9 protein-coding genes are annotated in these 12776 nt (G+C 46.1%); 6 read left to right on the top strand and 3 right to left on the bottom strand.

The genetic code is table 11. The annotated features are described in order from the left end of the window. Positions 1 to 106 precede the first annotated feature (106 nt). The 3 genes from BFC17_RS01470 (at position 107) to BFC17_RS01480 (ending at position 5924) form a co-directional block, all read left to right on the top strand. Positions 107 to 1270: a DcaP family trimeric outer membrane transporter gene (locus BFC17_RS01470; RefSeq protein ID WP_070174687.1), complete on the top strand. Its 1164-nt coding sequence runs from the start codon at positions 107 to 109 to the stop codon at positions 1268 to 1270. Between the two features lie 353 nt (positions 1271 to 1623). Then, positions 1624 to 4437 carry a PAS domain-containing methyl-accepting chemotaxis protein gene (locus tag BFC17_RS01475; protein ID WP_070174688.1) on the top strand — a complete coding sequence of 938 codons (2814 nt, stop codon included), beginning with the start codon at positions 1624 to 1626 and terminating at the stop codon, positions 4435 to 4437. 2 nt (positions 4438 to 4439) lie between these two features. Further along, complete coding sequence (locus tag BFC17_RS01480) at positions 4440 to 5924, top strand: chemotaxis protein CheW (RefSeq protein ID WP_070174689.1); 1485 nt, start codon at positions 4440 to 4442, stop codon at positions 5922 to 5924. A gap of 21 nt (positions 5925 to 5945) precedes the next feature. Here the strand turns inward: BFC17_RS01480 and BFC17_RS01485 are convergent, their stop codons facing one another. After that, positions 5946 to 6998, bottom strand: a complete 1053-nt coding sequence (locus BFC17_RS01485) for an aldo/keto reductase (protein WP_070174690.1) — start codon at positions 6996 to 6998, stop codon at positions 5946 to 5948. Between the two features lie 11 nt (positions 6999 to 7009). Further along, positions 7010 to 8083: a hypothetical protein gene (locus tag BFC17_RS01490; RefSeq protein ID WP_070174691.1), complete on the bottom strand. Its 1074-nt coding sequence runs from the start codon at positions 8081 to 8083 to the stop codon at positions 7010 to 7012. A 173-nt stretch (positions 8084 to 8256) separates the two neighbouring features. Between BFC17_RS01490 and BFC17_RS01495 the strand changes: the two genes are divergently transcribed. The 3 genes from BFC17_RS01495 (at position 8257) to BFC17_RS01505 (ending at position 10580) form a co-directional block, all read left to right on the top strand. Then, positions 8257 to 9087: a GAF domain-containing protein gene (locus BFC17_RS01495; protein ID WP_175439511.1), complete on the top strand. Its 831-nt coding sequence runs from the start codon at positions 8257 to 8259 to the stop codon at positions 9085 to 9087. Positions 9088 to 9124: 37 nt separating this feature from the next. After that, on the top strand, positions 9125 to 9721 hold the full coding sequence (locus BFC17_RS01500; protein ID WP_070174693.1) for a cupin domain-containing protein: 597 nt from the start codon (positions 9125 to 9127) through the stop codon (positions 9719 to 9721). Between the two features lie 127 nt (positions 9722 to 9848). Continuing rightward, positions 9849 to 10580, top strand: coding sequence for a DUF6090 family protein (locus BFC17_RS01505; RefSeq protein WP_070174694.1), 732 nt, complete (start codon positions 9849 to 9851; stop codon positions 10578 to 10580). A 1035-nt stretch (positions 10581 to 11615) separates the two neighbouring features. On the opposite strand, the gene tuf is transcribed toward BFC17_RS01505, so the two are convergent. Continuing rightward, positions 11616 to 12776, bottom strand: a 1161-nt coding sequence (gene tuf, locus BFC17_RS01510) for an elongation factor Tu (RefSeq protein ID WP_083271519.1), incomplete at its 5' end; no start/stop codon positions are given.

Raw genomic sequence — 12776 nt, forward strand, 5'->3', positions numbered from 1 at the left:
CCGCTAATTTCAAATTGGTCTAAACTCATCCAAATTAATCTTCGTTAACCGTATTTTTACACTTTTTTTACCAAACCTCCAATATTTGGAACATGGGACGAGAAACATGAAAACCACTATGAAAACAATTACCCGTGCAGTATCTCTGGCTGTAGCTGGCTTTGCAATGGCATCTGCCAACGCCGCTACTATTGGCTCAACTGATGTAAAATTTACCGGTTACGTAAAAGCCGATGGTATTTACAGTGACTACTCTAATGGCGAAGGCCATCCACTGAACCGCGATTTTTACGTACCATCTACCATCGCTGTTGGCGCTGCGGATGATGACATTGGCGGTCGTTTTGACGGTCATGTAAGACAATCGCGTTTTCGTTTTACCACCAATACGCCGGTGAGTGACTCTGACAGCATTACTGGTGTACTGGAATTCGACTTTATGGTGACCAAGGGTGACTACGACAACGAGCGTATCAGTAACTCTTACCTCCCACGTCTGCGCCACGCATTCCTGAAATATAAAAACTGGTTGGTAGGTCAGACCTGGACCACTTTCATGGATGTTGGCGCGTTACCTGAGTCGCTGGACTTCATCGGTACCACTGACGGCGTAACCTTTGCCCGTCAGACCATGGTTCGTTACTCACAGAACGGCTTTGATTTTGCCTTAGAAAATCCGGAAACCACCGTGGTGGGTGTGGGTGCAACAGACGACAACTCCGTACCTGATGTGATTGCTGCTTACACCATGAAGAGCGACTGGGGTCACTTTAAAGTTGCCGGTTTATTCCGTCAGTTGTCTTATGAAGTAGACGGCATAGATGCGTCAGACACTGGCATGGGTATTTCATTAACCTCAAAAATTAAAATCGGTGACACCGACGATATCCGCCTGTCGTTCTACACTGGCTCTGGTATTGGCCGTTATGCCGCACTGAACGCTGCGCAAGGTGCAGTTTACAACCCGGAAAATGGTAGCCTGGATGCCGTAGACTCAACTGGTTATGCTATTGCCTATCGCCACATGTGGACCGACAAAGCCCGTTCAAGTGTTATGTTCTCTGCGTTTGACGCCGATGCGGAACAAATTACCAGCGTTACCATGGGTGATTACACGGATAAAACCTACAGCGCACGAGTAAACTACATTTATTCAGTGTCAAAAACCATGACTGTAGGAGCGGAATACGCGTACGCCAAGCGTGAAACCGAAGCGGGACTGGAAGGTGATATGAGCCGTCTGCAATTTTCTGCGAAATATGCATTCTAGTACTACACTTATACGAGGCAGTATGCTCAGTGCTGCCCGTTGTGTTCGGTTGTTCCCAAGTTGGCCACATTATATGTGGCCTTTTTTTGTCTTAATGTGGCACAAAAGTCATTGGACTGAACACACATACCCACCCAAAAGTTATTCACCCTTGATCGGCATGGCGTATTAGCTGCCAATTAAATCCTCATATTTTAACAAAAGTGCCCCAAAATAATATTTACAATTATAAATATAAACCTTTAGTAGCATGGCACTAACGCCATAGTGAACTACCTTTATTAATAGTCATTTTGTGAAATCAGGCACTGTGTTCAGACAATACTGCAGCAGCCTTTTAAAGAGAGATAGCAATGGTTGATAGTTCAAATGTAAGTCCAGACGCAAGCGCCACCACCGATGAACACGAGGCTGATTATGACGCGCTCAACGCCGGGTTATGCTTACCTGAATGGGTAGACGAGTCAGTTTGCTTAGGCGTTTTTGATACTAATGGCCGCTTGGTCGAAGCGAACTCTGCTTTCTCTCATTTTATCGATTGTGAAGATATCAGCTCAGTCAGCTTTGACAGCGATTTTGAGCTGGACGAGCAGTTGAATTTTGCCCAGCTCCAACAATCATTGCCATTACGTATTTACCTTAGATGCAAAGCCAACAAAGCCAGTACCTTGCTAACCACACTGACTCAGACATCAATACAGGGTAAAGACTGCATTGTTCTTATGGGAATGGACAACACTGATTGCGTTTCGGCAGGTAATTTCTTTGACAGCCACTTTGATGACGAAAAGGCCACGCAGGTTCAGGCCGTATTCGATACCACTGGCTCGCTCATCAAATTCAATAAGCAACTCTGCACATTATTAAAATATTCCGCAGAACAACTAAAAGACAAAACCTTTAGCGAGCTTTGCCACCCTAAAATGCTGCATACAAGTCATTATGAGACATTGTGGGCTCCTCTCGCGCCCGGCGAAGAGATGAAACAGGATTACACATTCATCGATCGTGACGGTGAAGAAGTCTGGGTTCACAGTAGCTTCAACTGTATTCGTTTAGGCTCAAAAAAATCACCGCATATTCTTTTTCGTGGCGAAGATATTACCGCTCAACATTTAAATAAGGCGGCAATGCAGGCCAAACTGGATGCAATAGACCGTACCCAGGCCATCATCGAATTTTGTAATGACGGTACCATCACCCAGGCAAACCAGATGTTTTGCTCGGTAATGGGCTACCAGGAAAGCGATATAGTGGGTAAACACCATCGCATTTTTGTTGATGAAGCCTATGAGGCCAGCCAGGAGTACGCTGAATTCTGGCGTGCTTTACAAAGCGGTAAACCACAACGTGGCGAATTCCTCCGCTTCGATGCGAATGGTGATGAAGTATGGCTTTTTGCCACCTATACACCGGTTACCAACCTTGATGGTAAAGTAATAAAGGTCATAAAGTTCGCCACTAATATCACCAGCCAGAAACACCAGGAACGTGAAATCAGTACATTAAATACGGCAATGAACGCTAGTCAGTGTATCTGGGAGCTGGACAGGAATCGCCAGTTGATATCCTCAAATGAAAACTTCCAAAGGGCGGTGGGCTACACATCAACGGCACTCAAAAATCTGGATGAGAATAAACTCATTTTCAAGGAAGACTTAAATTCGCCCGAATATTCCGAGGTATGGCGCAAACTCAGACTAGGTGAAACCCAGCGATTAACGCTTCGACGTCGTCATCAGGATGGCAGAGACGTATGGATAGATGCCGTGCTTCAACCCATTAAAGATACACGCGATCAATTAAAGCGAGTGCTATGCATTGGGCAGGATGTAACCGAAGAACAAACCCGTCAAATAGAGCTGGAAGGCAAAATTGGTGCAATTAATCGTTCGCAGGCCATCATAGAGTTAAGTCTGGACGGCACTATTTTAAACGCCAACCCAAATTTCCTTAATTTAATGGAGTACTCGCTGGATGAAATTAAAGGCAAGCATCACCAAATGTTTGTTAGTCAACAAGAAGCAAGTTCTGCCGAATATCAGTCTTTCTGGCACGCATTGAGTCGTGGGGAATTCCGCTCAGGTGAGTTCCGCCGTGAAGGTAAAGGTGGCAAAGAGGTCTGGATTCAGGCGACTTACAATCCCATTTTTGACAAGAACAACCGCCCAATAAAAGTAGTGAAATTTGCAACGGATATTACTGAGCAGAAACTCACTTCATCGCAACACAGAGCAACGGTGGAAGCCATTAATAAAAGCCTTGCCTGTATAGAGTTTGATCTTGAAGGTAATGTCCTGCATGCAAATCACAATTTCCTGAGCGCTATGGGCTACACCCTTAAAGAAATTCAGGGAGACCATCATAGTTTGTTTTGTACGCCGGAATACACCCGCAGCGAGGAGTATCGTTCTTTCTGGCTCAACCTCAGTGAAGGCCAGCACCTGTCAGGACGCTTTCATCGCATAGGTAAGTACCAGCGCAATGTCTGGATCCAGGCCTCTTATAACCCAATTTACGATCTCAATGGCAATGTGGTTAAGGTGATTAAAGTGGCTTACGACATCACCAAAGAAATGGAGATGCAGCAGCTTATTTCCACCAATACCAAAATCATGCACCAGCAGCTCGACACCATGATTACCGCAATAAAGGAAGTGACTGTCGTTTCTGAAAATGCCAACTCTGTGGCACAAAAATCCGCGACATCTGCCGTCAGTGGCGTGTCGTTGGTTCAGGGTATGCAGTCAGCTATTAATGAAATACAGGACAATTACAATCGCATTTATGAAATTGTAAACCGAATTAGTGAAATCGCTAACCAGACTAACCTGCTTGCCTTTAACGCGGCTGTCGAAGCAGCCCGTGCAGGGACCCACGGAGTTGGGTTCTCTGTTGTAGCTGCTGAGGTCAGAAAGCTTGCTGAACGTTCCAGCCATGCCGCCGAAGAAATTAACAATATGGTGCTGGATGCCAGAAAAAATATCGATTCCAGTGCCAGGTTAAGTGACAACACGGCAACAACATTTACCTCTATCGAAAACTCAATAGAAGAAACCAGTCAGTCGCTGTTGAAAATAGTGGAGCTTAACCAGACTCAGGAGAAAAACACCCACGAACTGGAAATTATCCTGGACAAACTAAAATCGGTTGAAGGAAATGATTGATAATGAGTGACGCCTGCAATTTCGGAATCTTTGAAATTGATTCCGGCCTGTTTGCCGTTGATGTAACTTGTGTCAGTGAAGTCGTACCGTTTGAACTCCATTCGGATTTTCTGTCTGAAAACGATGCGGTTATTGGCAGTCTCGACTTGCGGGGCTGGACTGTACCGGTGATCGACCTGTCAACGCACATTCGTGGCCAACGACCTGTTGATAACAATGGTTCAATACTGGTCGTCCGAAGTAAAGAGCGACTGCTCGGTATTGCAATCCGCAGTGTCGTGGGCATGGAAGATGTGCCGGCAAACGCCATCGCTGTAATAAATGCCCAGCATTCATTGTTAAGTGGCAGCTTTGTCTCTGCCTCGCTTAACAAGGGGGTTACTATTCTGTCCACAGAGAGACTGCTGTCTGACCAAGCGCTTCCCTCCGTTCCGGCCCCTCCAGCCGCTATAAATCACCGGCACCATGTTACGGCAGGCGAAAAGCGAACCGTGATGCTGACAACGGTGGGAAAGCGACTCATTGCATTTCTGGCCGAAGATATTTTCAGTACCTTAACTGAAACGACAATTGTCGATAACGTCCACCACAGTAATAGCTTTTTAGGCGAGGTGGAACATCAGAATAAACGCATTCCCATTCTTGATCTTGGCAGTCTGGTGTTTGATCAGCCGCGCACCGAGGACGTTGCAAAACTGCCTACCGTTATCATTCACGCAAACCAGTGTCAGATTGGCCTCTGTGTTGACAGCATTATCGACGTAACAGAGTTTGATTATGCAAGTCGAATCACCAATATTAGTAATAGCTATATGGGGAAAAACTGGATTTCCAGTCTGATACCCACATCAGCGATTCAATCCGATGCATTGTCTAAATTCGATAATATAGCGCCTCTGGCCATGCTGATAAGCGCAAGTTCCATCAGTCAACTGGATGAAATAAAAGGCGTGTCCTTACTCTGTCGCGATTTGTCTTCGCAAGACATGAACAAAAGCCGGCAAACACAACTGTCAAAAGAAAAGCAGGGACTCTATTTTGACATGGGTGCTCCGGTTTTAGTTGATATCACCAGCGTAAGTGAGATTCTGCGCTGGAACACCCCTATTGTCCCCCTGACTGATCAGGGCTATTTGTTTGGTATGATAAAAGTCGAAAGTGAAGCTATCCCAATCTATGATTTCAGGCCACTGTTTGCTTGCGAAATCGAAGACGAAGACGATTGTGCTCCATCAGTTCAATTTAGTGATGATGCCAAACGAATACTCCTTGTGCGAGACGAAGCAGGCGCATTTGGCTATTGTGTCAATAAGCTGCTCGACGTAGTCGCGTTCCAACCAATGGAAAATGCAAAAGACGCCGGCGATCGTGATCGCACGTACAGCGCTGAACTGAACACGGTTTATTTTTTCCAGGGTGAAAAGCGCCACTATGCAAATCAGCTAACATCAGAATTTCTGCGGCGGCAAATTTCACCGCCACAGTAAACAAAATGTGACTGAGTCAAATTAAAACGGCATTGGATAACGCTTAATCACCTGATTAATCTGCTTTTTGGTATCTTCTGACAAAGTGATATCGAAGGCTGCAATGTTTTCTTTTAACTGCGCAACGCTGGTGGCGCCAATAATCGTTGAGGTGACACCAGGAACCTGCTTGCACCAGGCCAGCGCTAACTGAGCAGGTGTTATTTTGGCGCGCTCAGCGATTTCCAGGTACCGGGCAGTCGCCTCATGGGCTTCGGTGGTGTTTCTGAATAAGCCCTGGCGCTGGACAAAGGTCCAGCGGCTGCCTTGCGGGCGTTCATCATTTTGGTATTTCCCGGTCAGCAAACCAGTGGCCAGAGGTGACCACGGCAAATAAGCAATATCTTCAAAGACGCAGCTTTCAATTAAATAAGGCCAGTCTTTCATATGCAGCAGACTAAACTCATTCTGAATTGATACCGGCTTAGGTACATTGAGCTCACGGCAGATATTTAAAAAGGTATGAATACCCCAGGGCGTGTCGTCGGATAAACCCCAATGGCGAATTTTACCGGCTTTAATTGCCTCACCAATCCCTTGCACAATATCCCGCATACCATCACGCTCTCGCTCAATATCGGTATCATGGGGATTCGTTCGCCAGGGCCAGTGCTTGGCAAAATGCGGCGAAACACGATTTGGCCAGTGTAGCTGATACACGTCGACATAATCGGTGTTTAAGCGCTGTAAAGAATCATCCAGCGCCTCTGCTATGGTATCGCGGCTAATATTACTGCCGTTGCGAATGTAGGCTAAACCGCTGCCGGCAATCTTGGTCATTAAAATCAGTTTGTCGCGCTTAGCCTGATTTTCTGCCAGCCAATTACCAATAAAACGCTCGGTATCCGCGTAGGTTGCCTCATTCGGCGGGATAGGATACATCTCGGCTGTGTCGATAAAATTAATACCGTAATCAACAGCATAGTCGAGTTGTTCGTTAGCATCCTGCTGTGTGTTTTGAATACCAAAAGTCATGGTACCCAGGCATATTTCTGAAACCTTCAGGTCACTGCTGCCGAGTCTGTTAAATTGCATAACTGCCCTCTTTATATATGTTTTGGTGCAACGCCTCCGTTTGCTGCGGAAGCGGCTTCCAGCTTTTCCAGGCGTCGTTCGATTTGCCGGCGACTTTCTACCATTTCATTGGCCAGCGCGGCCAGTAAGCGAAACTCTGAAAACCCCAGTTGCTTTGGGTCTATACGTTGATATTGCCGCTTACAGCGGTAAAAAAACAGTACGAAGTTAGCAAAAGACCGGTGAAAGGTCGCAAAACTTCTGATCAACAGCAAAATCAATGCGACCGATGTCAGTAGCGCTATCGCGGTACTATACAGTGTTGCTTGTTGTTTGTGCTCAACCAGCACCGGCTGGAGCGCCGCATCAAGCTTAGCAAGGTTATCTTCTACGCGATGTGCCTGTTCGCGAAACAATCCCCGTAATCCCTGCTGCTCGCTAAAACCTATTTTCTTTTTAGTGGCGACCAGCTGATTAAATTTTTCGCGGAACTCTTGCAGCAGCAATTTATAGTCCGCCGGTACTCTGTCATTAGTAATTAATGAAGACAGCAGCGCTAACAGCGTACTTTGGGTAGTCTCATCGAAGGTAAGCTGAAAATCAGCCGCCAGATACACAATCTGTCCCGGCAGATGAATTAGATCCTTTGGCAATCTTACGGATGACGAATTCAGTTTCATGGATAACTCACGTAAATCACCACTGATCCCGGTCGCCGAATTTAACCCGTAAACACGCATTAAGTCAGCCAGTTGATAGAAGTAACGGACGTACAGTTCTGTATCTGATGCAATATCACCGACCAGCGTCGCTGGTAGTTGGTATTGCTGAATCACTTTGTCCAGTGTATTGATACTAGCCGTAAAGGTTACCTGCTGTTCGCGAAAACGTTGCAGGTAACGGTTGTTATGGCGCAGCAGAAAGTCTTTTTCGTGCCTTCTTAGCTGCAAAAGGTCGGTCTGTAGCTGCTGTAACGCCACATTATCGGCATTAAGCGCACTTAGTTTTTGGCCAAAATAATGCTGATTTACTGTCATTAAGCCCATGCCCAATACACAAAGCATCGTCATTAATAACAAACGTGACTTGATAGAATCCCATTTCATTGCATTATCCAGAGCGCAAATAAATGGAGACGCTACCCCAGATTTATGACGTTTCCATGACGAAAATGACCAAATAGCACAACTCATCGGATGTCTTAATCGCGCAAAATTACAGGCGCTGTCTACACTCAATGCAATACATTTCAACAGTATCCATTTTTTGGGGTGTTACTATGCCTTTGCATTTAGCTTTTAGTAACGACTCTGGTATTGCCTGTGAACATTTATTGTTTGAAGGCATTTTATATCGGCTGGGTAATTCACCAACGGCAGATATAGTTCTGAGTCAGTCTAAAGAGGCGGAGTTTTCAGCCAGCCTGCATGCTGAAGTAAACGATAATCGCTGGCTGTTAAAAATTAACGAAGCATCGGGCGTTAAGTCTGATCAGACTATCGCGCTTACCAATGAACTTAATGACACTACCTCGGTACTGGTTGGCAATACTGTGTGCCGCTTTACACTGCTATCGCTCGATGATGTGGCAGAGCACGATCGCGAATACTTTAAGCGACGACAGCAGCTCAGAATTCTGGAAAAGGATTTACAGGGCGTCACCGACATTGGCACTACCGTAGAACTTGCCCGCAACTTTTTACTCCACAGCATAAAATGCGAACACGCAGCCGTGTTTTGCCAGCTTGGCGCCGACAGTAATTCACCCACTGCCACCACTGACTTATTGCAGCACCCGATATCGGCACCGGTATGTAACGGATTAGTTGCCTGGAGCAGCAAGTCGTTAAACAGTGTTGCCGTAGAAACCTTACATTCCACGGTAAAGGACAGTGAACAAACCGATCCGGTTAAGCCACAAGTTTCAGCAGCGCTCTGTGTACCCGTTATTATCGACGGTCACGTTGCCGGCTATTTATATGGCGACAATACCAAGGGCCGGCGATACTTCAGTCAGTCCGAAACCTCTTTGGTAGAAGCCATGGCAAATATCCTTTCCTTGCAATGGCTGTTTCATACCATTGAGCGAAAGCTGTCCGGCGCCAGGTAAACAACTGCAAGGTTTACTATAAAAACAAGGAGCAATTATGCCTAAACTGCCTACCTTCCTGGTGATGATTTTACTGTTTTTAAGTGTGGGTTCAGCCTGCGCGCATGAGCATAAATCAAAAGAGAAACAATACACGCCAGCTTTTTCTAAGCTTGGAGAAGGTAAACCTGTCATGTACACAGGCAGGCCTATCTATCATCACGTCAGTGCTGAAGACTTACCCTCTGAAGTTGGCTTATTTGAGGAAATTCTGCCAGCCAAATCACTGGGAGCACCGCCGCACACGCATACCAATGAAGATGAGATATTTGTTGTATTACAAGGTACCGTTCACTTTCTGAATGGCAATGAAGAAGTGGTTGCCCAGCCGGGTACAGTGGCCTCGCTGCCCCGCAATAACCAACACGGTTTCTGGAACCCCTATGACGAACCTGCGCAGCTATTGGTGTTTGTTGCACCGGGGCATTTTCAGGAATTTTTCGGTGCGGTAGAAAAGGCAGTCGCAGAGTCCGGCGCCAACTCCCCACAAGAAATTGGTGCGATTATCGGACGGGAAGCAGCAAAAAAAGGCGTAATGATTGATATGTCTGCACTGCCCCCATCCGCACTGGCGTTACTACCACCACCGCAATAAAAGGTAAATAAAGCGCCGGATAAAAGAGAGTTCTTACGACGTGATTGCCTTTTTTGCTAAAAGACCTGTTATTGTTGGGATGTACCTGCGAGTTTCTGGCTCTCTTACCCATTGAAAAGGATGTCTCATGCTAATTTTCTTTAAACGTATCCGCAAGAAACTACTTTCTGAGAACAGGATTACCGCTTACTCGCGTTATGCTATAGGCGAGATTATCCTTGTCGTTGTGGGGATTTTAATTGCTCTGCAAATTAATAACTGGAATGAGAACCGCAAGGCACAAAAGAAACTCCATAATATTTACGCACTGATTGTCGAAGATTTAAAAAACGACATCGCTGATATTGATCAGTTGATTCAAGAACAAAATCGTCGAAAAGTGATACTAGACAAAATTCTGAACGACGAAATCAGCAAAGAAGAATATGAATCCTGCACCGAATGCAGGTTCGTATTAATAGGATTCCCGAACCTATCTATCGATCAGAGGGGTTATAATCTGCTGCAAAGTCACGCTGATAACAACAAAATTAACAGCGAATCACTTCAAATTGCGATTTCACAGTTTTATTCAAAGCATCTGTACGATATTAGTGCCGATGACGGGGTCAGACAGGCCAGCCTGCAAAATAATATCTTTTACTGGGAACAGCATACCAACTGGTTTGCGGATTATATTACTGACCGGGATTACTCAGGTTTTATTGAGTACGCCACGATCAGTCAGGATTATAAAAACCGCGTTGCCATGTATCGCCTGCTGCATTTCGATATTTTTGACACGGTCTTGTTTAGTTTTAAACAAGAGGCCAATAAAATTATTGAACGAATTGAGCAGGAATTAGCACGCAACGAGTGATTTTTAGCACGCAGTGAAAGTTTTGTTTTAAATTTACAGTGTTTAACTATTTGAAGCGGAGTCAAAACAACCTTTGTGCTTGATCCGATACATCCACAACATCATCCCCGAAGGCGCGCAGCGAATATCGGGGACCTCCTCGCATGATATCGTAGAGCTTAAACATCGCATTGCGGAGAAGGCTGTTAGGCCTGAGCCAGACTGTTAAGAAGATACCGGCTCGGAGGCCGGTATGACGGATGCATTTATACCGTCATACGCGCACATTCCCTAATATATCCTCCTCGTCATCCCCGAATTTGCGCAGCAAATATCGGGGACCCCCTTGCGTGTTATTGTAGAGCTAAAAAAGGTATTTTCGTGAAAGGCTGTATTGGCTGAGCTAGCCTGTTATGGAGATACCGGCTCGGAGGCCGGTATGACGGATTATTTTATAAAAGGCTTTATCGGCTGAGCCAACCTGTTAAGGAGATTCCGGCTCGGGGGCCGGTATGACGGGTATTTTTATTCTGTCATCCCCGAAGGCGCGTAGCGACTATCGGGGATCTCCTTGCATGATATCGTAGAGCTAAAAAGGGTATTTTCGTAAAAGGCTGTTTTGCCTGAGCTAGCCTGTTATGGAGATACCGGCTCGGAGGCCGGTATGACGGATTATTTTATAAAAGGCTTTATCGGCTGAGCCAACCTGTTAAGGAGATACCGGCCCGGGGGCCGGTATGACGTGTGTTTTTATTCTGTCATCCCCGAAGGCGCTCAGCGACTATCGGGGATCTCCTTGCATGATATCGTGGAGCTAAAAAAGGTATTTTCGTAAAAGGCTATATTGGCTGAGCTAGCCTGTTATGGGGATACCGGCTCGGAGGCCGGTATGACGGATTTTTTTATAAAAGGCTTTATCGGCTGAACCAGCCTGTTATGGGGATCCCGGATATCCGCTGCGCGAATTCCGGGATGGTCGTACAGCAGGTGCGCTTTCTTCGAGCATAAAAAAAGGCCGCTTACGCGACCTTTTTTTGGATTTGGTGTAATTACCGATTAAGCGATAATTTTAGATACAACACCAGCACCTACTGTACGACCACCTTCACGGATCGCGAAGCGCAGACCTTCGTCCATCGCGATTGGTGCAATCAGTTCTACTACGAACTTCAGGTTGTCACCAGGCATTACCATTTCTACGCCTTCTGGCAGCTCTACAGCACCAGTTACGTCAGTTGTACGGAAGTAGAACTGTGGACGGTAACCTTTGAAGAATGGAGTGTGACGACCGCCTTCATCTTTAGACAGTACGTATACTTCTGCTTCAAACTTAGTGTGTGGCTTGATTGAACCAGGCTTACAAAGAACCTGACCACGCTCAACGTCATCACGCTTAGTACCACGTAACAGAACACCAACGTTCTCACCTGCACGACCTTCGTCAAGCAGCTTACGGAACATTTCAACACCAGTACAAGTAGTCTTGGTAGTATCTTTGATACCAACGATTTCTACTTCTTCACCTACTTTAACGATACCTTGCTCAACACGGCCAGTTACAACAGTACCACGACCTGAGATTGAGAATACGTCTTCGATTGGCAGGATGAACGGCTTATCGATGTCACGCTCTGGCTCTGGGATGTAAGAATCCAGTGCTTCACCTAACTCAACAATCTTAGCTTCCCACGCTGCATCGCCTTCAAGAGCTTTCAGTGCAGAACCCTGGATTACTGGCAGGTCATCACCTGGGAAGTCGTACTCAGACAGCAGTTCACGTACTTCCATTTCAACCAGCTCAAGCAGCTCTTCATCATCAACCATGTCACATTTGTTCATGAATACGATGATGTAAGGTACGCCTACCTGACGACCTAACAGGATGTGCTCACGAGTCTGAGGCATAGGGCCGTCAGTCGCAGCTACTACCAGGATCGCGCCGTCCATCTGAGCAGCACCGGTGATCATGTTTTTAACATAGTCAGCGTGTCCAGGACAGTCTACGTGAGCGTAGTGACGAGTTGGAGTGTCATACTCTACGTGTGAAGTAGAGATGGTAATACCACGTGCTTTTTCTTCTGGCGCGTTATCGATTTGATCGAATGCTTGCGCAGAACCACCGTAAGTCTTTGCAAGAACAGTAGTGATTGCTGCAGTCAGAGTGGTTTTACCGTGGTCAACGTGGCCGATAGTACCCACGTTTACGTGGGGTTTCGA

It is taken from the genome of Marisediminitalea lipolytica, assembly GCF_001758465.1.
Taxonomy (GTDB): domain Bacteria; phylum Pseudomonadota; class Gammaproteobacteria; order Enterobacterales; family Alteromonadaceae; genus Alteromonas; species Alteromonas lipolytica.